Source organism: Rheinheimera baltica DSM 14885, from assembly GCF_000425345.1.
Taxonomy (GTDB): Bacteria; Pseudomonadota; Gammaproteobacteria; order Enterobacterales; family Alteromonadaceae; genus Alishewanella; species Alishewanella baltica.
This window is the reverse complement of sequence record NZ_AUDG01000038.1, coordinates 13,490-40,425: the sequence shown is the minus strand read 5'-3', so window position 1 is coordinate 40,425 and position 26,936 is coordinate 13,490. Positions and strand designations below refer to the sequence as shown.

General features: G+C 46.1%; 26 protein-coding genes. 19 read left to right on the top strand and 7 right to left on the bottom strand.

All coding sequences use genetic code 11. From position 1 onward, the window contains the following. Window positions 1-246: 246 nt before the first annotated feature. On the bottom strand, window positions 247-558 hold the full coding sequence (locus tag H595_RS0113035; protein ID WP_027671612.1) for a hypothetical protein: 312 nt from the start codon (window positions 556-558) through the stop codon (window positions 247-249). Between the two features lie 198 nt (window positions 559-756). Here H595_RS0113035 and H595_RS0113030 point away from each other — a divergent pair, with 198 nt between their 5' ends. The 16 genes from H595_RS0113030 to H595_RS0112955 all read left to right on the top strand — a co-directional run bounded on the left by H595_RS0113030 (window position 757) and on the right by H595_RS0112955 (window position 13,906). Beyond that, window positions 757-1,887 carry an ATP-NAD kinase family protein gene (locus H595_RS0113030; RefSeq protein WP_027671611.1) on the top strand — a complete coding sequence of 377 codons (1,131 nt, stop codon included), beginning with the start codon at window positions 757-759 and terminating at the stop codon, window positions 1,885-1,887. Between the two features lies 1 nt (window position 1,888). Then, window positions 1,889-2,191, top strand: coding sequence for a YfcL family protein (locus H595_RS0113025; protein ID WP_027671610.1), 303 nt, complete (start codon window positions 1,889-1,891; stop codon window positions 2,189-2,191). 86 nt (window positions 2,192-2,277) lie between these two features. Continuing rightward, complete coding sequence (locus H595_RS0113020; RefSeq protein WP_027671609.1) at window positions 2,278-2,895, top strand: BamJ family beta-barrel-assembly machinery protein; 618 nt, start codon at window positions 2,278-2,280, stop codon at window positions 2,893-2,895. Window positions 2,896-3,112: 217 nt separating this feature from the next. Further along, window positions 3,113-4,936: a HEAT repeat domain-containing protein gene (locus H595_RS0113015; RefSeq protein ID WP_027671608.1), complete on the top strand. Its 1,824-nt coding sequence runs from the start codon at window positions 3,113-3,115 to the stop codon at window positions 4,934-4,936. A 117-nt stretch (window positions 4,937-5,053) separates the two neighbouring features. After that, window positions 5,054-5,401, top strand: coding sequence for a low molecular weight protein tyrosine phosphatase family protein (locus H595_RS0113010; RefSeq protein ID WP_027671607.1), 348 nt, complete (start codon window positions 5,054-5,056; stop codon window positions 5,399-5,401). Window positions 5,402-5,404: 3 nt separating this feature from the next. Next, window positions 5,405-6,418: a hypothetical protein gene (locus H595_RS0113005; protein WP_027671606.1), complete on the top strand. Its 1,014-nt coding sequence runs from the start codon at window positions 5,405-5,407 to the stop codon at window positions 6,416-6,418. A 133-nt stretch (window positions 6,419-6,551) separates the two neighbouring features. Beyond that, window positions 6,552-7,025: a helix-turn-helix domain-containing protein gene (locus tag H595_RS0113000; protein WP_027671605.1), complete on the top strand. Its 474-nt coding sequence runs from the start codon at window positions 6,552-6,554 to the stop codon at window positions 7,023-7,025. A gap of 140 nt (window positions 7,026-7,165) precedes the next feature. Further along, a complete protein-coding gene (locus H595_RS0112995; protein ID WP_156885982.1) occupies window positions 7,166-8,476 on the top strand; it encodes a hypothetical protein in 1,311 nt (436 codons plus the stop codon). Window positions 8,477-8,484: 8 nt separating this feature from the next. Beyond that, the gene (locus tag H595_RS0112990) at window positions 8,485-8,958 is read left to right on the top strand and encodes a hypothetical protein (RefSeq protein WP_027671603.1); all 474 of its coding nucleotides are present in this window, start codon (window positions 8,485-8,487) and stop codon (window positions 8,956-8,958) included. A gap of 373 nt (window positions 8,959-9,331) precedes the next feature. Beyond that, window positions 9,332-10,036, top strand: coding sequence for a hypothetical protein (locus H595_RS0112985; RefSeq protein ID WP_027671602.1), 705 nt, complete (start codon window positions 9,332-9,334; stop codon window positions 10,034-10,036). A 12-nt stretch (window positions 10,037-10,048) separates the two neighbouring features. Continuing rightward, complete coding sequence (locus H595_RS0112980) at window positions 10,049-10,906, top strand: ADP-ribosylglycohydrolase family protein (protein ID WP_027671601.1); 858 nt, start codon at window positions 10,049-10,051, stop codon at window positions 10,904-10,906. A gap of 262 nt (window positions 10,907-11,168) precedes the next feature. Next, window positions 11,169-11,501 (top strand): hypothetical protein, encoded by a 333-nt coding sequence (locus H595_RS0112975; protein WP_205623224.1) that lies wholly within the window; start codon window positions 11,169-11,171, stop codon window positions 11,499-11,501. A gap of 14 nt (window positions 11,502-11,515) precedes the next feature. Continuing rightward, a complete protein-coding gene (locus H595_RS0112970) occupies window positions 11,516-12,031 on the top strand; it encodes a hypothetical protein (RefSeq protein ID WP_027671599.1) in 516 nt (171 codons plus the stop codon). Between the two features lie 61 nt (window positions 12,032-12,092). Continuing rightward, window positions 12,093-12,566 carry a hypothetical protein gene (locus H595_RS0112965; RefSeq protein ID WP_240474894.1) on the top strand — a complete coding sequence of 158 codons (474 nt, stop codon included), beginning with the start codon at window positions 12,093-12,095 and terminating at the stop codon, window positions 12,564-12,566. Window positions 12,567-12,767: 201 nt separating this feature from the next. Further along, the gene (locus H595_RS0112960) at window positions 12,768-12,971 is read left to right on the top strand and encodes a hypothetical protein (RefSeq protein ID WP_027671597.1); all 204 of its coding nucleotides are present in this window, start codon (window positions 12,768-12,770) and stop codon (window positions 12,969-12,971) included. A gap of 230 nt (window positions 12,972-13,201) precedes the next feature. Further along, window positions 13,202-13,906 carry a zeta toxin family protein gene (locus H595_RS0112955; RefSeq protein WP_037054760.1) on the top strand — a complete coding sequence of 235 codons (705 nt, stop codon included), beginning with the start codon at window positions 13,202-13,204 and terminating at the stop codon, window positions 13,904-13,906. A gap of 811 nt (window positions 13,907-14,717) precedes the next feature. On the opposite strand, the gene H595_RS24415 is transcribed toward H595_RS0112955, so the two are convergent. The 3 genes from H595_RS24415 to H595_RS0112940 all read right to left on the bottom strand — a co-directional run bounded on the left by H595_RS24415 (window position 14,718) and on the right by H595_RS0112940 (window position 20,335). Further along, window positions 14,718-17,330, bottom strand: a complete 2,613-nt coding sequence (locus tag H595_RS24415) for a DUF3320 domain-containing protein (protein WP_205623223.1) — start codon at window positions 17,328-17,330, stop codon at window positions 14,718-14,720. A gap of 423 nt (window positions 17,331-17,753) precedes the next feature. Next, on the bottom strand, window positions 17,754-19,475 hold the full coding sequence (locus tag H595_RS24410; protein WP_205623222.1) for a DUF4011 domain-containing protein: 1,722 nt from the start codon (window positions 19,473-19,475) through the stop codon (window positions 17,754-17,756). A 146-nt stretch (window positions 19,476-19,621) separates the two neighbouring features. Next, window positions 19,622-20,335, bottom strand: coding sequence for a hypothetical protein (locus H595_RS0112940; protein WP_027671594.1), 714 nt, complete (start codon window positions 20,333-20,335; stop codon window positions 19,622-19,624). A 182-nt stretch (window positions 20,336-20,517) separates the two neighbouring features. Here H595_RS0112940 and H595_RS0112935 point away from each other — a divergent pair, with 182 nt between their 5' ends. Then, complete coding sequence (locus H595_RS0112935) at window positions 20,518-21,573, top strand: alkene reductase (protein ID WP_027671593.1); 1,056 nt, start codon at window positions 20,518-20,520, stop codon at window positions 21,571-21,573. 56 nt (window positions 21,574-21,629) lie between these two features. Here H595_RS0112935 and dsbB read toward each other — a convergent pair whose 3' ends face one another. Then, the gene (gene dsbB / locus H595_RS0112930; protein WP_027671592.1) at window positions 21,630-22,166 is read right to left on the bottom strand and encodes a disulfide bond formation protein DsbB; all 537 of its coding nucleotides are present in this window, start codon (window positions 22,164-22,166) and stop codon (window positions 21,630-21,632) included. A 171-nt stretch (window positions 22,167-22,337) separates the two neighbouring features. Between dsbB and fadR the strand changes: the two genes are divergently transcribed. Together fadR and H595_RS0112920 are read left to right on the top strand one after the other, a co-directional pair. Then, window positions 22,338-23,054, top strand: coding sequence for a fatty acid metabolism transcriptional regulator FadR (gene fadR / locus H595_RS0112925; RefSeq protein WP_027671591.1), 717 nt, complete (start codon window positions 22,338-22,340; stop codon window positions 23,052-23,054). 134 nt (window positions 23,055-23,188) lie between these two features. Continuing rightward, entirely contained in the window at window positions 23,189-25,429 is a 2,241-nt protein-coding gene (locus H595_RS0112920; protein WP_027671590.1) for an aminotransferase class V-fold PLP-dependent enzyme, read from the top strand. A gap of 98 nt (window positions 25,430-25,527) precedes the next feature. Here the strand turns inward: H595_RS0112920 and H595_RS0112915 are convergent, their stop codons facing one another. Both H595_RS0112915 and H595_RS0112910 read right to left on the bottom strand, forming a co-directional pair. Further along, complete coding sequence (locus H595_RS0112915) at window positions 25,528-26,205, bottom strand: ChrR family anti-sigma-E factor (protein WP_027671589.1); 678 nt, start codon at window positions 26,203-26,205, stop codon at window positions 25,528-25,530. Beyond that, the gene (locus tag H595_RS0112910; RefSeq protein ID WP_240474893.1) at window positions 26,189-26,842 is read right to left on the bottom strand and encodes a sigma-70 family RNA polymerase sigma factor; all 654 of its coding nucleotides are present in this window, start codon (window positions 26,840-26,842) and stop codon (window positions 26,189-26,191) included. The genes H595_RS0112915 and H595_RS0112910 overlap by 17 nt, the downstream gene beginning before the upstream one ends. Window positions 26,843-26,936: the final 94 nt, after the last annotated feature.

The following is a 26,936-nucleotide window of genomic DNA, read 5'->3' as shown; positions in this document are numbered from 1 at the left end:
ATCTCAAAGCCAAGTGAATCAAGCTGTAATCCATCAACAAAAATATCGACTACTCGGACAGGATTCTCCTCAGTAACGAAGTCATCCAGCGCTTCAGGAAGTAAGGTGACTTGATGTCTGCCTTGGCCTTTAATATGGAAGGTCATATCAGCACACTTTGTTCTAATTGGTATGCTACTAATTTTAGTAAAGCAGCAACTAACTGTGCTGATTTATCAAGAACGATTGATCATATAAATCTGTTGCTTAGACCAAAAGGTGATCAGCAGTTTTCACACAGCCTGTGCCAATAGCCGTATTCGCCATTATGCTGGCTAAATTCTTGGCAATGTCATAATTACGGTTCAGCAGTGCAGCAGTTTCTAACGCTGTTTTTTCTGCTTCGGCACGAAGAATATTTTGTGCCGCTTGCTCTACGGCCTGACGCACGTTATTTACGGCAGACTCGCTTGAGCTGTTCATTGAGTACCAGCCAATTAACGTCATGCTGCCAATGCTAATAGCGGTCAATATAGCCACGCCAGCGGTTAATTTAAATCTTAGAGAATTCAATAACATCACACTACCTCTGCTGGGGCAGCTGCTTCGCCCACGGTGTAAATGAGTAAAGCTTAAACCTATTAGATATGCAATTAAGTCCCTGAAAAAACACTTGGATTTACGGTGTTTTCGCAGGATATTGCTTCTAAGCTGTGAAAGTTGTAGTGAAGGTATTACAATAGCGACCTTTTTCTATGCTGTAAAAGGTGTCTGGCTATGGCAAGTCGGTTTCAACTGGGGCTTATTATTAACCCACTGGCGGGGTTAGGTGGCAGTGTTGGCTTAAAAGGGTCTGATGGTCAGGCACAGCAGGCTATGGCACTGGGTGCAGTGCCGCAGGCGATGAATCGGGCCAAAACGGCTTTGGAAGCGTTACTAGAGCAACGCGATAAATTTGAAGTGCTTACCGTAGCCGGCGACATGGGTGAGAACGTCTGCATTGAGCTGGGTTTAACTTACAAAGTGCTTTATCAGCCGCAAAGTTCACCCTCTACTGCACAAGACACCGAAGCGGCGGCGAAGGCGTTGTGCCAGCAAGGCGCCGACTTATTGTTGTTTGCCGGCGGTGATGGCACTGCGCGTAACATTTGTGCGGCGGTGGCTGAACACACCACGGTACTTGGGATCCCCGCAGGTGTAAAAATTCACTCTGGCGTCTATGCCATATCGCCGCAGGCTGCAGGTAAGCTGGTAGCAAAATTGGTGGCAGGGGAGCTGGTATCATTAAGTGAAGCCCCCGTAATGGATATCGATGAGCAAGCGTTCCGAAGTGGGGTAGTAAAAGCCCGTCGCTTTGGTGAAATGCGTATTCCTGCTCAGCTGCGTTATGTACAAAGCGTTAAAATGGGCGGGCGTGAGTCTGAAGAGTTGGTACTGGCAGACTTAGCCGCCTATGTTGTTAGTCAACTGGAAGAGAATGTACGTTATGTCATGGGGTCGGGTTCAACGGTTGCTGCAGTGATGGCTGAACTGGGTTTAGACAATACCTTGCTGGGCGTTGACGTGATTGAAAATGGTCAGCTAATCGCCAGTGATGTTACAGCTATGCAACTGGCCGACCTGGTGACAGATTATCCCAGCAAACTGATCATTACCTTAATTGGTGGGCAGGGACATGTGTTTGGCCGAGGAAATCAACAACTCTCGCCTGATGTGATCCGAGCGTTAGGTCGCGACAATATTCTGCTTATTGCCAGTAAAGCCAAATTACAACAACTTGATGGCAGACCACTGCTTGCTGATACCGGCGAGGTGGAATTGGATAAACTATTAACCGGGCTTATAAACGTGTTGACCGGATATAACGACTATGTAATGTACCGCTTAGGGTACGAGGATGAGGAATAGCATGACAGCCCTATCTACAATTGAAACTACACCTGAAACCTTTATTGATGCTGTAGCAAACTTATTTGATGCCCTGGTTCCGGTAGCAACAGATGACGAACTGTTCGCATCGGGGTATTTGCGCGGCCATTTTGATTTAGCTGTAGGCACCTTGCAGGTAGCCGGCGAGCCGTTTATTGCACAAGATGTTGTCAGCCAGGTTAGCAACAGCTTACAGTTTGCCATTGAGAATGGTGAGTTAACTGAGCAAGACCAGCAAAATGTCAATCGCATTTGGCTACAGGTACAACAACTGGCCGGTTGAGCTGGCAAGACATTCGAATGCATTTGCGCTAACATATGCGCACTTTTAACCTGAAGCTTTGCGCTTCAATAGTATAAGTGGAACTCATGTCAGATAAATATACAACGCTTGAACAACACGCCAGCTATGGTATTGGTTTACAAATGGGTCAGCAATTAGCTGACAATCCGTTTGAAGGTTTAGACATTGACGCGGTAGCGGCGGGTGTTATTGCCGCATTTACTGAGCAAGCACCTGAGGTAACGGATGAGCAAATTCGTGCTGCCTTTGGTGTGATCAGCGAGCGCATGCAAGCTGAGCAAGCAGAAAAAGCAGAATTATTAGCCGGTGCCGGCGAAGCTTTCCTGGTAGAAAATGCCAAGCGTGCTGAAGTAACCGTAACAGCGTCTGGTTTACAATACGAAGTATTGGTTGCAGCTGAAGGCGATAAGCCATCGCAAGCGTCTACAGTGCGCACGCATTATCACGGTACCTTAATTGACGGTACGGTATTTGACAGCTCTTACCAACGTGGTGAGCCGGCAGAGTTTCCGGTATCAGGTGTTATTGCTGGTTGGACTGAAGCACTGCAAATGATGGCCGTAGGGTCGAAATGGCGTTTATATGTACCGCATAACCTTGCCTACGGCGAGCGCGGCGCGGGCAATGCTATTGCACCGTTCAGTGCACTGATTTTTGATGTAGAACTGTTAGCTATTGTGTAATCGCTATAGTCTACGATATACAAGGCCCTGCATTGCGGGGCTTTGTTGTTTTTAGCAGCCGTTAAACCATTTAGCTATTTAACATCGCGACCATTTTGCCGCAAACCGCTAAGGATAAATTTATTGTCAGTAAGGTTTATGCTGAAGCTAAGAACATTGTACCGACCTTTACCGAAAGAAACCTGGTATCAAAATTGAAAAGGAATTTTAGAACAACATGAAACAGTTAGTCTGTATTGGTTTATTACTATTTTGTGGTACGGCATTAGCGATTGAAGAAAGCATCGTTGCTGACGCTTGTTCTTCGCCCGGCGTTTGTATTGCCAAGGTTGCCAGTGTTGTTGATAAACTAAGTACCCCGGGGCAATACCCCTCTGCGGCAGAGCAAGCGATTATTAAGAAATTACTGGCATTTGGTGATGACGCTATGCCGGCTATCATGCATCTGCTGGACGACAATGACGAGCTGATTGCCAGGGTTGGCGCTGTCGCGCTTCGTGAAGCTACGTACATTGATAAAAAGTACTTACCGCAAATTGTACGCGGTCTTAACAGAGACGTGTCCTGGCTAGCCCCGGCGTTAGCTAAGGTGGGGACGGCAGAGGCGGCAGAAATTGCAGTAAAAGCATTTCTGGCGTCAAGATCATCGCCTGGTAATCAGGAAGCCTATGCTGTCAGGTTGTTTGGCACAAAAGCATTACCAGTCATTCTGAACGCGGTTAAATGCGAGTACGGTTGCAACCACAAAACCTACTATTTACTTGGCGATGTGCTGGCAAGAATGGGGGAGCAGCGGGCCGATGTTGCCCTGGCATTGATCGACATTGCCGAGGACAGATCACTTTCTGATGATATCCGTGTTGGAACGCTTTCTATAATTGGTGATTTGGGTAAACCAGCCGCTATTATCGATAGCCGGCTAATAGCATTAAAACAGCAGCAGCCCCAACTTACCAAGGCGATAAATAAGGCCTTAGTTGGTATAAAATCGCAGTTTGCAGTAAACATTCTCGTCGAGTTATTGGCTGAAACTGGCGACATTTACTTGCTGCGGGATATCGCAGCGTTTGGCCCAAGCGCAGTGGATGCTGGCCTTGTGGTGATGAATTTGCTTACCAACATGGAGCCAGAAGCGAAAATGCTGGCGGTACGCACCTTAGGCTATATTGGCTACAGACCGTCGATCCCTTATTTAATTCCGTTACTGAATGAGCCTAACGACGTTTTGTTGAACCTGGTAACAGCAGAAGCGCTTGGCAGGCTCAATGCTAAGTCTGCATTGACCGAGTTAACCAGCGCGGCAGACAGCCACTGGTTTCCGCCGGTTCGGGAGCAGGCACGTAAAGCGTTGCAACTGATCAAAACGGGCCAAGGCTATGAAAATAAAACTGATGAAAATAACTTTGGCTATGAGTATTTCAATTTTCAGAATTTTCAGCTTAAAGCCTGTGAAAAGATAACATTAAAAACCCTAGCTGAACCTTCCGGGCAGAAGTTGTATAAATCAAATAACAGCGAGAAAATGCAAAGTCTGGCCTATAACACTGTGGTTCTGAGTTACGGGGCTGATGATGAAGACGCACAAAAGGCCGCCGAACCCGACGCCATCATAGAGGTTAATGCTAATAATATCAGAGAGATCCGCCAGAATATTGAGCACGTGCCTGATCTTGCCTTGCGGGTGAAAAACGGTTGGTTAGCGGGTGGCAGCCGTGGTGAGTGGGGCGGTGAGCTGGTTTACGTTGCTGATAACGGTGCGTCGACTGTCATTCTTAATGAAAACATTGAGGATATTTATAAGCTTGGTGAGCGCTACGTTGCGTTAGCAGGTCTTTCCCATTTAGGTTCGAACAATGGCATGGTTTATCAGTTAATTCACGACGCCAACGGCCAATGGCGGGCAGAAAAATGGTTGAAGTTACCCGGCGCACCGCATTCATCCTGGTTTGTTGAAACGGGCGAATTGTTAATAAACACATCAGGTGGCGGCAGTATTTTGCTGTCACAACATGGTTTGATGCGTATGGCGACCTGCCTATAGCAGCGTTATGACGTAATTATGCCGTAATGTTAAAAGCATAACTTTTACAACGGCAAATTGTCCTTTTTCAAAATACAAGTTGGCAGTCGAACACCAGCGTTGGAAGTAAAAAGAGTTATGAAAAATGTGCTGTTTATCTGTAGCCGTAATCAGTGGCGAAGCCCCACAGCTGAAACCGTCTGGCGTAAACACCCCGATATTAATGTCCGCTCTGCAGGTACAAGCCCGAATGCCCGTAAGACGGTAGGCACTGCCGATATCCGTTGGGCCGATATCATTTTGGTGATGGAGCAGAAACATAAAAATAGGTTAGTGGCTGAATTTACTCGTCTTGTAAATAAAAAATGCGTTCATGTACTTGATATCCCAGACGATTACAAATACATGGACCCTGAGCTGGTGGATATATTGCAGGAGTCGGTCGCCGCTTGTCTTGGTATTAAGTGTTTAGATAGAGGTAAGTAGTAAATGCAGCAATCACATATTATGGAAGATAAAGTGCTGTCAGCAGTCAGGGCTTTTGCCAGCTCCATCAGTTCAGGCAGTAAAGTTGTTGCTGATATGTCTGCGCTTATCGATGCGACGGCTGAATTGCCGCTAGAGAATTTTGCTTATTGGGAGCGGCTGATCCGATATGAATTCGACCGGGTTTTAACTGATGTCGCTCCACCCAAATGGAAGTTTTGGGCTAACAGTTCCCATGAGTTGTTAACCTGGTTAGACTTGATAAATTGGGACGGCTACCGGCGTGAGAGAGTTTTACGAACTTTATCAGGTGGCGCACCTAATACATTTTTCTTCTCCTGCGCTATTCGCCGGCTAAATGACTGGGTGCCTGAAGTTCGTAAAGCAGCCAGAGAAAAGCTGCCTGAAATTGCAGCAGCAACCAATCCTGATTACGTTGTGGCGGCAGTTTGCGTTGCATTGGCTAATTGGAGCTCCTGGGGACGAATTGAGCAGCAGGATAAACAAGTGCTGTTACAAATTATTGCCACAGATGAGGTGGCAGCGTGTTTTAGACACAAAATAATCTCATCGTCATCTGGGCCGATGGCCTCGCTATTTTCTCAGCTTGGCCGCACCGCAATTCTTGATAGCTATCTTGCTGAAATAGCACAGCACGCCGCACAACCGTCAGTTAGAGCTAAAGCCTACCGAAGCCTGTTTGAAGGGCGAATAACCTGGATTGAAGCTCGAAAATGGCAGTGGACAGATGTCCGTTACTGTGTCGGACGGCTTAATGCTGTGATGTCCGAGCGAGAGATTGCAGTTCAAGTTCCATTTTTAGAGTTGCTAAAATGCTCAGCCGGCGATCGCTCTTCGGTGGTCAGACGGGTTGCGGCAGAGTTTCTGATCCGGGCGCTGGAAACCTTAGGAGATGACGCCAAGGGATTTGCCCAAGCTTTTGCAGCAGATAAGTCGAACCCGGTGTCTGAAAGAGGTCGGTTCGCATTAAAGCAATTGGCCATGCCTGCCAGTTAATCAAAAGACTGCCTCACTTTAGCTGCCCACAACGCAAACCTGTGTTGCTGTCGGCTTAATGTCGGGTACATTACGTACCTGACAGAAGATAAAATAACCCATGCTGCTGGTTCAGGAGCACAGGAGCCACTTAATGATTTTAAAACAACTGCGTCTTAGCCGACACATCTCTCAAGAACAATTAGCGCAAATGTCCGGGCTTAATGTTCGCACCATTCAGCGCATTGAGAGCGGCCACAACGCCAGTGTCGAATCGTTAAAATGTCTCGCTGCTGCTCTTGATGTCGATGTAACTACACTGAACCAGGAGACATTTATGATTGATAAACACACCAATGATTGGCAAAGACTACCGCTATTTTTAAAAATATGGTTTTGGTTAAACCTGTTACAAGTGCGGCCAGAACGCAATACAGCAAAGCGGGCAGAAATTATGTCGCATTGTGCTGGTTTTATTTTTTGCTGCCTTGGGCTGGTAAATGAAGCGGCTTTAGCCGGTGGCCTTATCATGCTGGCAGTAGCCTACTTTTACTCAATGCTAAAGTGGCAGGGCGACAAGTACGGCATCTGGTATGAGACTGAAGCCGCAGCAAATACGTCAACGTAGTAACAAACGGCTGTTTGCAAACACGAAACCAATGTAGTTGCGGCAAAACAACGTTTGACATTAGCCCGCCAGGTTGTAAAAATGCGCAAGTTGTAAAATTTATGTTTAGAAAAAGCGCTTTTTATAAACAAGGTGGCAGGATGCAAGACCAGCAATACAATGGCGTAGTTCTGGAAGATAAATGGGGTAAAACCTATCTGTGCAGCAGTTGTTTGCTCGCCAGAGCGGATTTAGGTGACGACTGTCTACCAGATGTCAGAGATAGAGAGTTTGGCCGCTATTTTCTGCACGATCTTGAACCGTCCGGTACTTTACGCCAGCTGTGGGTAGACATGTATCAGCATGCTAAACCCTGGGTGCACGACTTATCTAAGTTAAACGATTTTCAGCTGCGCGACGCGCTGTTGCAACTCTTTGCAGCCGACGAAATACGTATTTGGCAACTCAGCGACGGCTGGGGCCAGCCACCAAAAGGTAACGGCATAGGCGACGGCGGCTTAGTTCCAGCCAGCGGCAGCAGCGCAGGCCTGGCACCGGTAGCCAAAACCGCCAAGCCCAAAGGCGGTGGGGTGGCAACAGTTGCGCCTGCAGCGGCTAAGGCAGCTTCGCATGAGGCGAAGAGCCCAGCAGCTAAGACACCTGCCAGCTCACCGCAGAGTTTGGAAGATTGCGAAGCTTTGCTGAAAAAGGCTGCTGACGATTTAGCCATCAATGGTTATGTGCCTAAATACTCAGATGCTGAGCTACGCACTATGGCTGCGGCGGGAACATTACCAAATGACCGTTTCATGGTGCGTTTTAGCCCTTCAGCAGACTCTATTGATGCACCGATCGGACACATGCGTTCATCTGGTCGCCATCCTTTATGGATGTCGACTTTTGATATGATTGAACGTGCTGATACCGACCCGGCCCTGATTGCTGATCTATTTGGTACTAAATACAATCCAAACAAAGAGTACACCCTGTATATAGTCGATCGCGGAGAGAATTATTTGACCGATGGGTCAGACACGTTCGTGCCAACGTTCGATAATATGCAGTCAAAACTAAAAGATGAATTTTCTGGTGACATTAAGCCTGAATTGATTGAGCAAGTCATGACGGCAGAATATTCCGAAGAGTTTAGAGCACATTGGGCTGCATTTAATAAAGATGTGGTTGGTAACGGACAAGATTGGCGCGATACGTTTGAAACAAAAGAAGCCGAGAGATTTGCATCCGAGTACTTTACTGAGCCGGTTGAACAGGATAAATTTATAGCTCGGCAAAAAATTCTATCAGAAATAGGCGCTTGGGAAGTATTTACAGGCGACGGACTGACTGAACGATATAGCCAAAAAGGTTCGCCAGGTGCGCTGGAAGTATTGGAAATTCAACACAAGCCTGAGTCCCTTAGGGAGCTGGAATCTCGTAAATCAGTTAAAGCAATTAAGCTGTCAGGGAAATAATTAGCATCATGAAAGACATTAATCTTTTAAACAATGCAACTGATACGGCATTTTACCAATTTTTGGGTAACGAATTACTCGATGAAACAGGTAGCAAAGAAGTTAAGTATTTCTGTAGCGACAAGTTGCTGATAATTTATGAAATTTCCCTTGGAAAAATTCGAAATACCGAATATCAGACCGAACTACCATTGTCTGCTTTGAGCTGGCTTAAAGACACTATTTTAAACGGGTTTTGGAAGTTACCTTCTGAAGGCGGCTTACCGAAAGACCAGCATCGGTGTATGGCGCATTTTGACAATGAGGAAATTATCATTGGCAGAAGTATGAATGCCGGAGACTATGGTAGAACAGGGTTCAAAGTCATAAACAAGTCCAGAAAGTCTCATATCTTATCTTCTTGGCCACAAGAGTTTCAAATAACTGATGATCGGGTCGAGAAGGTGTTACTGCCGTTAATTGACCGTTTAGGCGTTATTTGACCGAGTTATCCATGATCAGTTTATGGACTACATCGCCCTAAAGATGTCTGAAAATATGGTTATTACTGCTGTTGAGATAGTGAACACCGAAACATGCTTCGGTTAACGTGCTGGCGCTAATAAAAAACCAGATGTTGTTTATCTGAGATAAAGCTGCGCCGGTAAAAATCCGTCTACTGAATTAGCTGCCAGTACCACATTTATCTACGCAATATTGGCATCTCGTGAATTGGTAAGCCCTGATAAAATGCGCTGCAGGTTTTAATAGATAAGGTAAGCAACATCCTGATTGGAAAATGAAGCACATCGTTATTACTTACAACCTTGTATTCTCAATCGACAGCGATGGACGATACGTACTGGAGCAAGATATATGAACAGCTCATTTCAACGAGTAAGCGCAGACTCTTTGCCTGTTTCTCTCACGAAGGCGTTGATAAACCAAAAAGTATTAAAATGCTTCCATTCTCCAGAGCTGCAGCGTTACGTTGTCTGGATTGTTAACGACCAAACTAAGCGCCAGCAAGAGTTAGAGTTTGATGAAAAAGCAGCCTGTTTTTTAAGCCGCGACGAAAGGGCGTCGTCGTTAGAGGCACCGTTTGATGTTGAGTACAAAGACCTAAATGTCAAAGTGAAAGTGTCTTATCTGTTGGAAGCGGAAACCGACGTACTTCATGAAGAGCTTACGGTTTACGGCTCTTTGACTGGTAAACCTGTGATCAGTGCTGAATATGTTGTCTTCAATGCCTTTAAAACAGACAGAAAGAAAGAAGTGGCAAAGTTAGTAGAAAAAGCATCTTTTCCTATGCAATATAGCGCGTGGACACAGCAAGAAAAAGTTAACTATTGGAGCGAGCAGCTTTATCGCATAAGACGGCATGCCGGAGAGGATGGTGCGTCTCTAGATAGTGTTTTTAATGCAAAACTGATCGAGCATATGACCAGCATCGATGCCAAAATACTGAATTTGTTGCCAGAGATCCTAGTAGAACTGGCCAAAATGGAAATGACAGCGGCCAACCCGATTTTCGCTGCTTTTACTGCCAGAACTCAGATCGATCTGGCTGAACCGGCGTAAAAGTGAGCCTTTATGTTGTATGAAATTGCTATAGCCGATGCCTACGGTTCCGGATTCGAGTTTGCCGCAACAGAGGTTATTGCCCAACACAATGACCTTAGCTGCTATGTTCCACATCAGCTATACGGCATGCTAGGCAACTATACCGATGACACGCAAATGAGTTTGGCACTGGCCGAGTTGTTAGTAGCAGATGCTGAATGGACAGCACTAAACATTGCCGATAAGTTCGTAAAGTGTTTCAAACGAGACCCCCGTCAGGGGTACTCAAAAGGCTTTTATGCAGTATTGCAACAAGTTGAAAATGGCCAGCAGTTACTCACTACGCTGCGTGCTCATAGTACCCGCAACGGTGCAGCTATGCGTGCAGTACCGCTGGGTATTATTGCCAGCAAACATCAGCTGTTAACCTATGCCAAACAACAAGCTGCTATTACCCATAACACACCAACCGGCATAGCGAGTAGTTGTACCGTCGCGCTGGCCGCTCATTTTGGTTTGTACCAACTTGGCGAGATATCGCAACTGCCAGCGTTTTTACAAAGCGAAGGTTTTGCTGACTGGAATTACAACTGGCAACAAGCCGTAACGGTGGAAGCTTTTGATACCGTAAGTGCCGCATTAAGTTGTTTGTTACGGCATGACAATCTGGCTGATTTACTGCAAAGTTGTGTGGCGCTGTCTGGTGACACCGACAGTGTGGCCGCTATCGCCGTGGGGATTGCCAGCTGTTTTACCAGTTACAGAAAAAACCTGCCCGAACACCTGGCGCAAACCCTGAATGAGCCGCAATATGGCTTAGCCTATCTGGCTGAATTGGATAAGCAACTCCTTGCAAAGGTGAGCAGTTTGGCTTCCATGCAACCTTAGGCTTTACAGATCAAACTCTTACAACGTTGGAAACGCTTTTGAAAAGGGTATAGAAACATTTAAAGATGAAGTGGGAGTTAATCCTATATATTTCAATGCTTTAAAAATTAACAGCGATTATTAACTACGACCCCTTTTTCATACTGAAAAAGCCGCACCGCTGACCGGCGTTAAAAGTGTTTCTGCAACATTTAAAAACGTATCGGAGTTCGCCAATACAGAATTGCCTGGTGCATTTCCTGCGTCATTCACTGATAAAACAATGAATGCTGAATATCAAGCCTTGTATGCTGAGCAGTATAAAAAAGCAGTGGATAGCAAAATGCTTGCGAAATGGTCCACTAATACTGACGATTTCGCAGAATACTTAGAGATAACTGATTTTTCGGATGAAGAAAAAGAAACACTTATTCAGCGAATGGACATGCACAAGAAGGTCGGAAACAACGATGACTATTTGGGTAATGGTCTAACCAAGGACCTTACAAATAGTAGAAATCAACATGGTGCGGTAGAAACAATCAATTTCGAGCGTACTGAGATAGACCTGAAAACACTGAATGACAATGATGCAATTGTCATTATCGATCTTTAAAACGGGCAAATACAATGGCATATGTTCAGCGATTTCCGTCTCTCAGTCCACTACCTCTGATCAGTGATCATACCCGGTTGCCGCAAGATGCAAAATTAATTGATAGCCAAGTGTTGCATCAGCCTCTAAGGGACAAATTGCTTTCTTTTGTAACCCGAGGGAGTAGTCATCTATCTATCTTAAGCAGCACGACGTATGAACTTCCAGACGCTACATTGAAGTATTCTTGTGTACAGCATGATTTTCCGATCGAAGTACTGATATGGTTCCCGAAAGCACTTGAGGAATTTCGCAGACCTCCTGCACAGGGCGGCTTGCATGCCGGTGCAATGATTTCAAATTATGTTGATGTCTGCGGTGAAATGCTAACTGTCGGCCGGACCACTGAAGGGTATGCGCTAACTAACTGGTCGCGCAGCAAACACGGTAATAAAAGCTTTGCTCCCATTGAACTTGCGTTAGACAGCTACTTCCTATTCGAACAAGGGTTCCTGCAGCGTTGGCAAAGTTTAGGTGAGCGCTACAAGTAAGGTACTCTATAACGCTGTTGGCTGGATTTAATAAACATCATAGGCGGGGATTTTATAAATTTTGTTAAACACAGCTAACTTACCGTCAGGCTATCGCCTCGAAGCAGAGATGGATTATTTACTGTTTGACGATGAAAAACTGTTTATTGTTGCGTCTGACGATGAGTTGGTTTTTATTAAAAAATCTCCCTCACCATATGAAAACAGACAGGATGAACCAGGAATATTGCTGTACCAAACCGAATTTCCGCGTGTTGCAGCCTCTTGGCTAATTAATACTATCGAAAATCGGTTATGGAAGTCTGCTACTGAAGGTGGCGAGCCATCAGGCAAAAATTCCGTTACAGAAGTAGTTGCGGGTGAAGAGTTGACCGTGCGCCGGGTAATGGCAGTTGGTGACGACCGCAGCAAAGGTTTTGTTTTCATAAATGCCAGCCGTGATAACGTAAAATTTAGAGAAGATTTCCAGGAAATTCAGGTTTCCGACCGGCTGTTAAAAGAAGGCGGCTTGCTCGACGTGCTGCGCCAACTTTAACTTTTTATCCTGACTTAATGCCGTCGATAAGGCCGCTTATAGACCTGATCCTCTGAGTAATAACTAGAATCCCCGGCCAGCGCGTCGGGGCTTTTTATCGCTTAAATTGGCAATTGCGGTGCGTATTATTTAAGGCTAAGCTGTTCTAATGTTTCAAATATGCATACATTGGTTAATGTGGTTGCCCGTGAAGAGCCTGTTATGAAAAATCTAACTATCAGAATGCCGGATGATAAAGCCAGCAGGCTTAAAGCCTTGGCGCAAAGCCGTAATATCAGTGTAAATAAGCTTATAGAAGAGCTATCTACTATTGAGCTGACTGAATATGACGCTCAAGTCAGATTTCAAGTACGTGCGGCCCGAGCTAATGTGACCCCAGCAATGTATCGGGTTTTCATTGTATAGTTCTAAGGGTGGATAGTTAAAAATATCGATGAACCTTACCCTATCGGTCTGAAACAGATTGAAGCACGAAAGATCTTAGCACAACTGAATATTTGGCTTTGTTGTACGCAAAACTGCAATAGTCTCGATTGTCTAACGAATAGATGTTCGCGCTTAGTTAGCGTTTCCCTGCCTATGCGAGCGCATGCTATTCTCGATTCATTTCTCGTGAAGCCGGAAGGGGTCCAGATGTGACTGAACAGGAAATTATTGATAGCGCATTTTTTGAGGCAAAAAAAATGCGCACCAAGGTTGCAAGGGAAATTACGGATAAGAAAAAGTACAGGCCCTCGGAGAGTCCAAGCTCTATTTTTATGTCCGGCTCCCCTGGTGCTGGTAAGACAGAAGTGTCCAAAGAGTTGGCTGCTATATCTGAAGACGGTTCTATGCCTATACTGCGAATAGATCCAGATGAATATAGAAGTTACTTTAGCCTGTACGACGGGTGCAACTCACATTTATTTCAAAGGGCAATAGTTCCGATTGTAGAAAGAGTTTTGGATTTGGCATTGGATAATTGTCAAGACTTCATTCTTGACGGTACGTTATCCAACTTCGATGTGGCCAAACGAAACATTGACAGGAGTTTAAGAAGAGGTAGATTTGTTTACGTGATCTTTGTTTTGCAAGATCCTTTGGTTTCATGGGAGTTCGTCAAAGCACGTGAGAAAGTTGAGGGGAGGCGTATCTTGCCAGAAACTTTCGTAGAGCAATTTTTTAAGTCTCAGGAAACGGTTAACCAGCTTAAAGCGGAACTTGGTGCTGCACTTTGGATTGATGTTGTTGTCAAAGACTACAACCAATCGATAGGCGATTGGCGTTTAAACGTAGATTCAGTTGATGACGCCATATTTCAGGCGTATAATGCGCGCGCCTTGCTAGATGCTATAAAATAGCGAACTGTGGCTTTTGATTGAAATTATTTCAGTTCAACCATTGCGGTTAATCTTGCGGTAATGTATACAAGTTATATTAAATTTAATAATTAAAATTTTTACCAATTTGAGCTGTCTTTGGGCTCTAAAGTTTTAAGTGTCAAACCAAACAGCAGGAAAAGAGTATGAAAGCAAAAGTGCACGCCAGCAATAAGTCTAGTTCTGGAAGCTCTTTATCTGAACTTCTAAGGAATGGGACTTCTGAAGAAAAAGGCAGGGTGTTTAAATCTGTAATCGACAGCGCTAACGCATCACAACGTAAAATGATCGATAGTGCTCGCAACAGAACTTGTTGCCAAGCGTAATTGCAATACACCTAAAAAACGGCATATGCCGTTTTTTTTTGCTCTTTTTTTCGTAAAACGTCATTTTTTGACGCTGACAGCGGTAATTAAAAAGGCTATTTTTTGATACAGTGTAAGCGTAACACCAATCGCACATTCTCAGCTTAGCTAAATCTTCTTGCGTTGCCTGAATCTACTATCAGACAGGGGTTTTACATGATCCGCAGAACTATCGAGCAATGGCTGGCACCATTTGATCAGCATAACGTTAGTGGGTTAACTCAAACCGAATTTGCAAAAACAGCAAGGCATTGGCCTTACCTATATCAGCTAAAGTTTATTGGGGTCGTAACAAAATTAGCGATGCAGTTGCTTCCCTTTGATATTTTACCGTTATTCCTCAGCAAAATAACCGGATGCCATGCCAATAGATCCAATGATGATAGCCGCAGCCTATCGGCTGCAGCCCTTAGGGGTAGGTCTTGCTGTTACTGACTTACGGCAATCTTCAATCGCTCATTCTCACAAACTAACACACCTTTATCGCATTGAAGTTGCGCCAGTTTACTCATTCGTTCTGCCGCCTGAGCTGTTGCGCGCAGGAAGCCCAGCAAGCCCAAAGCTGCGGATGCAGCGTCCGTGACACTGATGGCATGCGCGTCTTGCACTGTCAGCAATAAGGCATTAGTCAGTTCAGCGTCACACACATTTTCCAGCTTACGTGTGGCAATGTCTGCACTGTTCCAGTTTCTTAGCTTGACTGTGCTGCGCCCATGCGGCCATAGCACTTCGTCTGTATCTACCTGGATTAATCCTTTTTCGGCGGCGCTCGCGATGGCTTGATCTACCGTGCGTTTAATTTTGGCGCCAACACGGGTTAAGCCTGCGGCATTGGCTAAACGGGTAGCAACCAAAGATGAAAATATCGGGTATTCGGTTTCAACAATACGCTCTACGGCATAAACCAAAGTGCTTAAGGGGATGGCACTGAAATCATCCACGTGGGGAATATTTAGTTTAGACACATCAGCTTTTTTATACGGCGTAGTGCAGGCTTCAAATTCCGGTTGTTCTTCTTCAACCCGCAGAATAGGCGCTGCAACGGGCTCTGGCGCGGCAGTTTTGTATTTCACTTGCTGGGTATTGTTAGCTTGCGCAGCCATCGATACCATCAGCTCGTCGTGTTGTGCGATTGCATGGTCTATCAGCACCTTAAGCCTGTTTAGCTCAGCCTCAGGGTCTCTGAACCAATCGGTGGACCAAATGCGCTCAAAGCTCCAGCCCAGTCCTTCGAGCACACTCTGGCGCAGCCGCTCACGGTCGCGTGCCGACGCTGCCTCGTAATAGCCTGCGCCGTCATACTCCAGTGCCAACACAAATTTATCAGGGTTGTCCGGATGCCTTATAGCTAAATCGATGTAATAACCCTGGCTGCCGACCCTGGTGGCTACCTGATAACCTAAGCGTTGGATTGCCTGATGCAGCAGTGCACCAAACGCAAAGTTTTGTTCCTGTTCTTTTTCATGAGATTTGCTTAACTGGCCTGATTCGGCAAATTGCAAAAAGATTTGCAGTGAACGAACTCCGAAAGGGCTGTCAGCTCCAACTTTCAGTTCATCACCTTTGAAATTGGCAAACACTTCCATCGCCAGTCGCGCACGTGAGATTAATACGTTTAACCGCCGTTCACCGCCGGGTTTGTTCAGCAGGCCAAAGTTCTGGCTTAGCTGGCCGGTACTTGTTTTGCCGTAACAAATGCTGATAAAAATAACGTCGCGTTCGTCGCCTTGTACGTTCTCCAGGTTTTTTACAAAAAACTCATCACCACCTGCATGTCTTGCAAAGAACTCATCGGTTTCAGGGTGCAGGCGGTGCTCTTTTTCCAGTTCCAGCAATATGGCATCACGCTGCGAAAGACTAAACGCGACCACGCCTAAAGATAAATGCGGTTTGGTCAAAGCATGGTTCAGCACTTTTGCTACTACTGCTTCTACTTCGCCTGCATTGGTACGGGAGACGCCCTTGTCGTAGTGGGTGTCCGGTAAATAATGAAATTTAAGCCCTGTTGCATCGGGGTGAAAGCCAGGGCTTGGAAAGGCCAGCAGCTTGTTTTTATAGAATTGGTCATTTGATACGGCAATTAATGAATCGTGGCGAGAGCGGTAGTGCCAGCGCAGCATTTTACTGGCTGCACCGCGAGCTTCCATTAGCGCCAGAATACTTTCCATTTCTGCAGTAGCGCTGTTTTCCAGCTCTTCTTCTTCCAGTTCAACGGCTTTACCAAACAAGTTGCTTGGCGGCATCTGCTTACTGTCACCCACCACAATTACTTGCCGTCCGCGTAGCATGGCGCCTAAAGCATCGGGTGCCGGAATTTGGCTGGCTTCATCAAAGATCACCAAATCAAAATCTAAAGCACCTTGTTTCAGGTAAGTGGCTATAGACATAGGGCTCATCATAAAAATGGGCTTTACTTGCTGGATAACGTTACCGGCTTCCGCCAGAAGTTTTCTGATCGGAATATGGCGTTTTTTCTTACCAAGCTCGCGCAGCACCAGTTCCATTTCACCTTTAGCTGTCTTCTTGGGCAAGCGCTCGTAAAGGCGGTTTACCAATAGCTCTTGCGCGAAAAATAAACTGTCGCCATCTATGCGTTTAAAATCGCGCAGGCTTTGCTCATGTTTATTGCGGTCAAATCGGCGTATTGCTTCCGAGCTGTCGTAGGCATGATCAACTAAACCGCGATAATAGCTAAGTTCGAATGCTGTCATTAGCTGTTCCGGGGCGGTATTCCATGAGAAAGCCAGTTCAGTGAGAGCCTTGATTTTATAAGGTTCAAGTGCCTGAATAATCTGGTTATACCGCGCGAAATCGTAAAGTAGAGCTGAGTTCTTCCAGCCTTCTAACCAGACATTGAGTTGCGAAAATTGCAGTAACGCTAAGTCGCAGTTTGGATTGCTGTTATCTATCTGTATCAGGTCTTTCAGCGTTTGTACCTGTACAGCAATGCCGTCACAAAGTGTTGTCAGAGCGTTTGCCTGGTCGCGTAGCAGTTTTTTATCAACGCCTGTATCAATCAGCTTTGCCAGTGACTGAGGCAATTCAAGGCGGGTAACTTTGGTATAAAAGGTACTGATCCAGCTGTGAATTTGAGTTAAGTCACTGTGCTCTGAATATTCGCCTTGCCACTGAGAGCCAAAAACTTCAGCTAACAGCGAGTGGTAACTGGCGAGCTCTTTTTTGGCGCTTTGATAAGCTAAAGCGGTGTCTAACGTGGTTAGCCACTCTGCAGAGGAAGCGGGTAGAGTGCCACGCCAAAGTCCGGCTAACTTTGCTTTTGCTTGTCGGTAATCAGATGACAGGAAACGCCACCATTTATCTGTTTTTCCAATCAGCCCTTGTCGGATACTCAGTAGATCGGCATCCAGTGCCTGATCGATAAAATGCTGTTCACAGCTGGCTTTCAGTGTTAAGAAATTAGCTAAACATGCAAGGCCGTTGTCGATCCTTTTTTGCTCAGAGCCTCATAGCAGGTTATCTACTTTGGCACCTTTGAGATCCGGCACTTCCGACAGCCAAGCTGAAGTTGAAATCAGTGGTGTTACTTGCTGCAGGTTTTGTGGTTTCTCAAGCTGCAGAAAAGTACTGGCTGTTTCAGTTTGCACATCAAGTTGGCTAAGTAACTGGCTTATTTGTGCCAGAGTTAAGGTTAATGCCTGCTGCAGTGCAGGAGAAAAGTCAGTGCGGCCCGACATAGCAAACGGATGCACTGCAGGTACGCCAACTCGCTCTAATTGCTGCACTAATTCCGCAACAAGCTTTTTGGCATTGCTGTATTGCTCTGCAGTCCATTGTTCGAAACAGCTAAAGGGTAAGACAGGTAATGAACTGTCTGGATCTTTTATCTTTAGTTGCAGCAGGGAACCTAAAGCTTCAATGTAATTGACAGCGCTGTGCAGAATCGGAGCCCGGATCGCATGCACGTAATCATCAAGTGAGGCTTTCGATTCGGCTAAATCCAAAAACTCCTGTTCACGATTTTTTGTTTGCGGCCGTCCTTGCTCAAGTGATTCTGCGATAGAACTCAATACAGTTTTTTTGGTGCTTTTATGACTGTGCAGCTCGAGTACGGCAAAGCCCATGTGAGTTTCATCAAGGCGTTTTTTCACCACATCAAGCGCGGCCATTTTTTGCGCAACAAACAGTACTTTCTTACCCAGCGCAACCGCTTCAGCAATGATATTAGTGATGGTTTGCGATTTTCCCGTGCCTGGGGGGCCTTGAATAATCAAGTCTGCGCCAGACTTCATCGCTAAAATAGCTTCAATTTGGCTGGAGTCGGCATCTTTTACCAGATGGAGCTTTTCCGGGTGATTGAGATCTACCGGATTGATGTCTGCAGTCTGGTCAAAACCATCACGGAACAAGCGGCCAATTAAAGGCAACTGCGATGGTTTCTTTCCTTCAGGCCAGCCAGCCGGGTCAAGGTCCATATACATCTGAAACTTGCCGAAGGAGAATAGCCCTAAACCAATTTTATCCTGATGCACCCGCCACGATGGTTGTGCGGTAATCGCATCTGATACCGCCTGATAATAATCCGAGATTGTCATTTCATCGGAATAGGCAGGAAGCATTAACTTGAACTCTGTTCTTAGTTTTGCCGCTAAAGTCAGATTTGAGCCCAGATCTTCGCCGGTGTAACGTAACTTGAAGCTGTCTCTGGCCGAAGAACGGTTAAGCTCAACAGGCACAAGAATCAAAGGTGCGTACCTTGATACAGATGAGTTTGTCGGTTCATTCCACTGCAAAAAGCCAAGTGCCAGATACAACACCTCCACACCTTGCTCCTGCAGCATAGTATGAGCTTCAATCTCAAGTTTTAGCAGCGCCTTATCCAGCTTGGCGGGTATCAAACCCGTCTGCAGATATTTGTCGCTAAAACGGGATACACCTTTCTTTTGTTCTAAATATAAATCAAGCGGGGGGAGTTCGGACACTTTATCAGACTGAAAGAATGTTCCTTCGTCCTCGTTGTCGGCAATTTTTTGTTGGTACTCTTCAGGAAGTGGTAAAAAACTGAGCGTAGTTTCTTGCTCAACCAGTATTTCAAAAATTTTTGCTGATTGTTCATCAATAATATCGAGAGATTTGCTGCCGCTGCGGTAATTTAGTTGTGGGTTGGATCTAAGACCCATATCAAGTAATTCAAGACGCGCACGCTCCAGTTGCTGCTCAACAACCATAAAATTCCCTCTTTGGCTTTATTGATGAACCATCGCCTTTATTGTTTGTTATGGGGGATGGTTAAAAAACTAACATAACACGGTTGTTTCTAAAATCAATATTGGTGCTTGTATAGAGCTTAAGATAAAGCAGCAGCCTTATGTTGTTATCGCTTCACCAATCCCTTTAACCACTTCCAGCCGGTAAGCAGCAGTTGCTTTAGGTTTACCGGTATTAACACCATTAGCGCTGTGCCTTGAGCGAAGTTGGGGTTTAGCTGGCAGTAAAACGCAATTTCGGCTTTAGTGCTGGCTTTTAACCTGCTGATGTCTTCTGCCGTGTAATTGCTGGCACGGCCTACGGTTTTTAAACAGTTAAGGTTTTGCCAGTTACTGGGTTCGGCATTGGGTACCAGGGCTTGATACCTGGCAATGTCGGCTTTGCTCATGCCGGGGTTGGGGTAGATAAAGGCGACTTTTTTGCCCATTGCCCGGTACATTGCCGGGCTTAGCATCGTATCTAAGTAATACACCTTATGCCTAAGGTGGCGCAGCCAGGTGCGGATTGCTGCAGAAAATGAAAAGCCAAAAGTACTGTTATTGCCGCGATAACCCGGCGTGAACGCGGCTGAAGCCCCTATAACTATGCTGTTATTGGCCTCTTTACGAAATGTCAGTAAACAATAGCCAAGTAACAAGTCACCTTTATAATACAGCCGCACGCGCCTTTGGTAATGCGCTGGGTTGGCAAAATACTTGTTGAAGTACTGCTGGCTGTCGACGCCATTAAAGCTGGCGGCAATTAACCGCCTGATCTGCTCAGCTTCTGTGGCCGTAAGCCAGTTTTTGCTGCTTATTTTGTCTAGCTTATAGCGGTGCATAAGGGGTCACACAACGAAAAGTTGGCTTAATCAGGCCAGTTTTTGCAATTATTCGCAATTATTTTTTTTGGGTGCTTGTTATTGTACCATTTGGTACATATATAGGTTTCAGCCGCAGCGTTTGCTGCGATAACTTATACACTGCTGCGCAGTAAATTTTAACATTGAATTCAGGACTTACTATGCCCACTTTATTTGACCCCGTCAGCGTTGGCGATTTACAGCTAGCTAACCGCATTATTATGGCGCCATTAACCCGCTGCCGTGCTAGCGAGGGCAGGGTGCCAAATGACTTAATGCTTGAATACTATGTGCAGCGCGCCAGTGCCGGCCTTATTTTAACTGAGGCAACGTCGGTAACACCGATGGGCGTAGGTTACCCCGATACACCGGGAATTTGGTCTGACGAGCAGGTGGCAGGCTGGCGTAAAATAACCGCTGCTGTGCATCAGGCTGGCGGCAAAATTATGCTGCAGCTTTGGCATGTTGGCCGTATTTCAGACCCACATTATTTAGATGGCCAGCTGCCGGTGGCGCCAAGTGCTATTGCTGCCGATGGCCACGTTAGCTTAATGCGGCCGAAAAAGGCCTTTGTCACGCCGCGCGCACTTCAAACGGATGAAATTGCTGGCATTGTAGAAGCTTACCGTTTGGGCGCAGATAACGCGAAAAAAGCCGGTTTTGATGGCGTGGAAATTCACGGTGCTAATGGCTACCTGCTGGATCAGTTTTTACAAGACAGCACCAATAAGCGCACGGACAACTATGGCGGCAGCATTGAAAACCGCGCTCGCTTAATGTTAGAGGTTACTGATGCCGTGATCTCAGTATGGGGTGCTGGCAGGGTAGGTATGCACCTGGCGCCACGGGCCGATGCGCACAGCATGGGTGACTCGCAGCGCGCTGATACCTTTGGTTATGTGGCAACAGAGCTGGGTAAACGCGGTATTGCCTTTATTTGTGCTCGCGAAGCACAGGGCGAAGATAGCTTAGGCCCCATGTTGAAACGCCAGTTTGGCGGTGTTTATATTAGCAATGAGAAATTTGATAAAGCCACTGCTACAAAAGCACTGGCCGACGGTATTGCTGATGCAATCGCCTTTGGCGTACCTTATATCGCGAACCCGGATCTGGTGCAGCGATTGAGAGCAGATGCACCTTTGAACGACGCTAAGCCAGAGCTGTTCTATAGTAGTGGTGCTGAGGGATACACTGATTATCCGCAGTTAAGTCGCTAGACAGTTAACACACGAACCGGTTTCGTCCCTGCAAACCGGTTCTCGTTCCTAAGCTCCTAGCCCCGATAAGGGTTTGAACTAAGCTTGGCAACCTGGGCGATAAGCAATAACGCAGCAACTGCAGCATAACACCACAGGGTTAGCGCACTCCAAAACGCCATACTTTTGCCCAAAAACTGCCAACTGGTGTCACCACAACTGCCGGTCGGTTCGAAAATAGCCGGTAACCATTGATCTAACGGCATCCAGCTGGGGAATTCGGCAAACAATGAACAGCTAAAAAAGCCACCTTCAACCAGCAATTGCTCAATACTCAGTAATTCATGCGCTTGTAACGCACCAAATACTGCGGCAGCACCGACGCCTAACAAGGCTACAATACGGAACAGTGCGTTTTTCGGTGCCAGCAAGCCAATAATGCCCGCTAATAAAATACCGGCAAAGCCACTGCGGACATAGATACATTTAATACAGGGCTGTAGATTCAAACCGTATTGAAAGTACAGTGCTGTGCCAAGTAAGCCAAGGCTGGACAACACAACAAGCGCCCAGCCCCAACGCTGAGTAGTTAAAAATTTTAATGTTTGAAGCATCTTATATCCTTCTGACGGGGATTTATTACTAGCCGCGGATAATCTACGGTATTTAGTCTTAATGTACAATCTGGCTGTTGCATTAGCCTAATTTAAGGCTGTGGCTTGTTAACTGTTGGCGCTCTGGTACAATCAGTGCAAATTTTTCACCAAGAAGACGGATAGATCCGCATGACCAATCTGATTAAAGCGCAAAGCCCAGCCGGGTTTGCAGAAGAGTATATCGTAGACTCGATATGGAACGGAAAGTTTGCCCCCGGCTCAATATTGCCTGCAGAGCGTGAATTGTCTGAGCTTATTGGTGTTACGCGCACTACGCTGCGTGAGGTATTACAACGTTTAGCACGCGATGGCTGGCTAACCATTCAACACGGTAAACCCACTAAAGTTAATAATTTTTGGGAAACGTCCGGCCTTAATATTTTGGAAACCTTAGCGCGGCTAGATGAAGAGCGTATGCCAGAGCTAGTGGACGAGCTGCTTTCTGCCCGTACCAATATTAGTGCTATTTATATTCGTGGTGCAATTAAAAACCATGCACAGCAGGTGGTAGAAATATTCGCCGGTGCAGAAGCGCTGGAAGACACTGCCGAAGCCTTTGCAGAGTTTGACTACAATTTAAACCATGAGCTGGCACTGCATTCAGCCAACTGCATTTATGTCCTTATTTTAAATGGCTTCCGCGGTTTGTATAACAAAATTGCCCGTTTTTACTTTTCGCACCCTAAAGCCCGAGAGCTGGCGCGTAAGTATTATCATCAAATAAAGCTGTACGCTGAAAACGGTAAATTCGATGAAGTGGTATTTGCGGTACGTAAATACGGTAAAGAAAGTGGCATGGTGTGGTCAGAGTTACGACCGCAGATCCCCAAAGATTTAGTTGAATAAACATTTATAAATAAACCGCCTACGGGCGGTTTGTTGTTTCTGCAACAAACACTAAGCTTGAGCTATGGGTTTATGCCAGTTATTATTAGGTGGAATAACATATTCTTTTTGGTTATAACGCTAGGGGCCTTAGCATGTTTAGTCAGTTGCATCGTGAAATTTACCTCGATAATAATGCCACTACGCCGGTACTTCCTGCTGCTGCTGAGGCCGCGATGCACATTATGCAGCGAGGCTTTGGTAACCCGAGTAGCAGCCATGCCACCGGCATTAAAGCGAAAGCTGAGCTGGAAACCACGCGTGCGCTGGCGCGCCAGCTAATAGGTGCGCGTACCGGTGATATTGTATTTACCTCAGGTGCAACAGAAGGTATCCAAACTTCTATTGTCTCGGCACTGCTTGCAGCCCGTGAACAAGGTCTGACGGGCGCCGACACTTTGCTACTATACGGTGCTACCGAGCACAAAGCGGTGCCGGAAAGCTTGAAACACTGGAATAAAGTATTACAGCTTAACGCAACTGTTATGGCGATACCGGTTAACCAGCATGGTTTACTGGACACACAGTTTATGCGTGATAACTTGCCAAAAACGGCAATGATTTGCACCATGGCAGCGAATAATGAAACCGGCGTAAAGCAGGATTTAGCCGCGCTTGAGCAGTTAATCCGCATTTGTAACCCAGAAGTATACTGGATGGTAGATTGTGTACAGGCACTGGGGAAAATGTCACTGAACATTGCTCAAACCAGTATTGATTATGCTCCCTTTAGTGGACACAAATTATATGCTCCTAAAGGGATCGGTTTTTTATATGTGCGAAAAAACGCACCTTATCAGCCATTTATTGCCGGTGGTGGTCAGGAAAGTGGCTTACGGTCTGGCACCGAAAACTTACCTGGTATTGCCGCATTACACGCTATTTTCACTGAGCTGGCAAAACCGCAGGGATCCGTATTTCAATCGTCAGCGGTATTATGGCAATACCGACAGCAGTTAATTTGTGCTTTAAAGCAGGTATTTCCTGCGATGGTATTAAATAGTGACGCCCCCTATATTGTGCCGACGACGATTAATTTTTCTGTACCGGGCTTTTACAGCAAAGACATTATGGATTTGTTTGATGCGGCCGGTATTCGTGTCAGTTCAGGGTCGGCTTGTAGTTCAAAAGTGCCCAGTAGTTTTGTGCTTGATGCCATGGGACTTGAGAGTTGGCGCTCGCAAGGTGCCATTCGGCTGTCATTTGGCCCGGCAATGACCATTGTCGAGTGCGAACAAGCTTGTACTGCAATAACCGCGCTGGCGCAGGTGGTATCTCAGCATTGTCTGGTGTTAACCGATGCCACTCCTACGCTGGAGTTGCATGCTACAGGGTTGTTGCAGTTAAAGCATGAAGCCTTATGCAGCTATGTATTAATTTGCCCCAATAGCCGTGATGCCGTCGTCATTGACCCGGTTCTAGCGTTAGCCGGGCGCATAGCGAATATTATTCAGGGCTTGGGTTTGCAGGTTAAAGCCGTGCTGGATACCCATTTACACCATGATCATCTGTCTGCCCGTAAGGAAATTCTCGCCTTAGTTGGTAGTGCATATAGCACAGCAGGGTGTGATGTGTTGGGCTGGCCAGAACAGCAAAAAACCATTGCGTGTGGCGACTATCAATTAACTAAAATTGCAACGCCAGGGCATACGCCGGAAGCGGTTAGCATTCTATTACACCGGCAACAAGAGCTCTGCGCTGTGTTTGTTGGCGATCTGATGTTGCCCGGTGGAGTGGGGCGAACTGACTTACCCGGCGGCGACATATCTGCATTGACCGAAAGTATTCGTTTATTAGCAAGTCACATTGATGATGCGACGTTAATATTGTCCTGCCATGATTACGCACAGCGGTTTTTTACTACGCTAGCATTGGCGCAGAAAGAGCAGCCCTTGTTAACAGGATTAATTGAACATCATCATATTGATAGCTGGCAACAACAGTTGCAACAACACGCTGTTACGTTACAGCAGCATACTCAGCATTTGTGTGGCTTGGTCGAGGTAAGCCCATCGGACGCAACGGATGTTATTGCGGTTGAACAGCTAGAAACCTTTATGCTGAAGTGGCCGCAACTGCAAGTTGTCGATGTGCGGGAGCCACATGAACAAAGTGCTGGTGCGCTGTCACAATATTTACCTAAGCCTTATCCGGTATTGGAAATTCCGTTGTCGAAACTGGCTGATGCACTTATTAACAACGTGGTGCAACCAGAACAGCCGCTGTTACTGGTATGTCGCTCAGGCAATCGAAGTTTGGTGGCGTGTAAAGTGCTGGGACGCTTAGGGTTTAGCCAAGTGTTTAACTTAAAGGGTGGAACCGCATTACTTCGTTAAAAAAGCGCCGGTACTGCCGGCGCTTCAATATCACGAATGACAATGTTACTAATGTTACTAATGCTACTAATATCAAAAAGACGATATTAACGTAAAGACTAGTAGAAAAATTGCTGCAATGGATTCAATAGCCGTGTCAGGCCCTTTTTAAAATGTAAAGGTGCGCTTAGTACGGATAAACACAGGCAATCTTCATCAGCCATAGTTCGTGGTGTATGGGTGTCATCGGGCGAGTTAATTAATAAGTCGCCAGCGTGGTACTCACCATTTTCGTCAACAATTTTGCCTGCCAGTACCAGCGTCATTTCCAAACCCAAATGAGTGTGCTGCGGCACTTCTGTGTCTTTACTGATGTAAAGTAATGACACATGGTGATCATTGCCCGTAGGCAGTTTCGCTGTGGCAATACCCCCTAAATGCAACCACTTACCGTGGTTTGCACCTAACCGGCGCAGCGCACGGGGAAGCTCAAACTGACGTTGTGATACTTCAATCAGCTGTTGCGGACGTTCAGCTTGCGGTTTGTCTTGTTGCGACATATCCGTATTAGCTACGATATTGCTTAACATCGCGTTCCAATCGGTATTATCGGCTTTCACCGGTTGCAACAGAACCTGGCTTGCTAAGTCTGCAGTAATGTCGTTGTGAAGTTGCTGGCAATGCGGGCACAAGTCAATGTGGGCAGCAACCGCCAGCGCTACATCAGCACTTAAGCAGCCTTCTGCAAACTGCTCCAATAACGACATACCAGGATGAAACTTAATTGCGTGCGCCATCTAATGCCTCTCTTAATCTATCCAGCGCTAAGCGGATCCGTGATTTAACTGTGCCTAAGGGTATTGCCAATTCGTCAGCGACTTCTTGGTGCGTTTTTTCCTGCAAATACACTTTTTCCATCACTTCTCGTTGTGCCGGTGGCAACTGATTAAAGTGGGGAGCTAACTTTTCCGTTAACAACTGGTTGTCCCACTGTGCTGCTGCATCATCTGCTGCTGGCTCAGGGTATTCGCCGTTTAACCACAAATCGTCAGCGCTTATATCATCTTTACGACTTTGCTTTTTTCGTAACATGTCAAAGCGAACATTACGGGCGATGGTAAAAATCCACGTAGAGGCACAGCCTCTGGACGCATCAAACAAAGCCGCTTTTTTCCACACATTCAACATAGTGTCTTGCACCATTTCCAAAGCCTGTTGTTCATTGCCAAACATCTTCATACCAAAAGCTCTTAGCCTTGGCACGAAATAATTAAAAAGGTCGGCATAAGCTTGCTGGTCGCGTTTAAGTGCGACAAAAGTAAGCGCTTCATCCCACGGCTGGGCCGTTGTAGTTGTGCCTGTCATAGGCTCTGAGGTATCCGCTAAAGAATAATGACCTCTATCATGCCTTGATGCTGTAGCTAACTTCAACATGTTTCAGGTTCCTGATTAGGCGGTTGGCCTGCTGGCAATATTGTTGTTATGACATTTACGCAATAACTCTGATTGTGGATTAGTTTTTTAATTT

Coding starts and splice junctions, on each gene's coding strand:
- H595_RS0113000 (WP_027671605.1), top strand. CDS start 6,552: ATGATTTTAAAACAACTGCGTCTTAGCCGACACATCTCTCAAGAACAA.
- H595_RS0113015 (WP_027671608.1), top strand. CDS start 3,113: ATGAAACAGTTAGTCTGTATTGGTTTATTACTATTTTGTGGTACGGCA.
- H595_RS0113025 (WP_027671610.1), top strand. CDS start 1,889: ATGACAGCCCTATCTACAATTGAAACTACACCTGAAACCTTTATTGAT.
- H595_RS0112990 (WP_027671603.1), top strand. CDS start 8,485: ATGAAAGACATTAATCTTTTAAACAATGCAACTGATACGGCATTTTAC.
- H595_RS0112995 (WP_156885982.1), top strand. CDS start 7,166: ATGCAAGACCAGCAATACAATGGCGTAGTTCTGGAAGATAAATGGGGT.
- H595_RS0112985 (WP_027671602.1), top strand. CDS start 9,332: ATGAACAGCTCATTTCAACGAGTAAGCGCAGACTCTTTGCCTGTTTCT.
- H595_RS0112970 (WP_027671599.1), top strand. CDS start 11,516: ATGGCATATGTTCAGCGATTTCCGTCTCTCAGTCCACTACCTCTGATC.
- H595_RS0112910 (WP_240474893.1), bottom strand. CDS start 26,842: ATGTTGAAGTTAGCTACAGCATCAAGGCATGATAGAGGTCATTATTCT.
- dsbB (WP_027671592.1), bottom strand. CDS start 22,166: ATGCTTCAAACATTAAAATTTTTAACTACTCAGCGTTGGGGCTGGGCG.
- H595_RS0113030 (WP_027671611.1), top strand. CDS start 757: ATGGCAAGTCGGTTTCAACTGGGGCTTATTATTAACCCACTGGCGGGG.
- fadR (WP_027671591.1), top strand. CDS start 22,338: ATGACCAATCTGATTAAAGCGCAAAGCCCAGCCGGGTTTGCAGAAGAG.
- H595_RS0112935 (WP_027671593.1), top strand. CDS start 20,518: ATGCCCACTTTATTTGACCCCGTCAGCGTTGGCGATTTACAGCTAGCT.
- H595_RS0113020 (WP_027671609.1), top strand. CDS start 2,278: ATGTCAGATAAATATACAACGCTTGAACAACACGCCAGCTATGGTATT.
- H595_RS0113005 (WP_027671606.1), top strand. CDS start 5,405: ATGCAGCAATCACATATTATGGAAGATAAAGTGCTGTCAGCAGTCAGG.
- H595_RS0112980 (WP_027671601.1), top strand. CDS start 10,049: ATGTTGTATGAAATTGCTATAGCCGATGCCTACGGTTCCGGATTCGAG.
- H595_RS0113035 (WP_027671612.1), bottom strand. CDS start 558: ATGTTATTGAATTCTCTAAGATTTAAATTAACCGCTGGCGTGGCTATA.
- H595_RS0112940 (WP_027671594.1), bottom strand. CDS start 20,335: ATGCACCGCTATAAGCTAGACAAAATAAGCAGCAAAAACTGGCTTACG.
- H595_RS0112920 (WP_027671590.1), top strand. CDS start 23,189: ATGTTTAGTCAGTTGCATCGTGAAATTTACCTCGATAATAATGCCACT.
- H595_RS0113010 (WP_027671607.1), top strand. CDS start 5,054: ATGAAAAATGTGCTGTTTATCTGTAGCCGTAATCAGTGGCGAAGCCCC.
- H595_RS24410 (WP_205623222.1), bottom strand. CDS start 19,475: ATGGTTGTTGAGCAGCAACTGGAGCGTGCGCGTCTTGAATTACTTGAT.
- H595_RS0112975 (WP_205623224.1), top strand. CDS start 11,169: ATGAATGCTGAATATCAAGCCTTGTATGCTGAGCAGTATAAAAAAGCA.
- H595_RS0112960 (WP_027671597.1), top strand. CDS start 12,768: ATGAAAAATCTAACTATCAGAATGCCGGATGATAAAGCCAGCAGGCTT.
- H595_RS0112915 (WP_027671589.1), bottom strand. CDS start 26,205: ATGGCGCACGCAATTAAGTTTCATCCTGGTATGTCGTTATTGGAGCAG.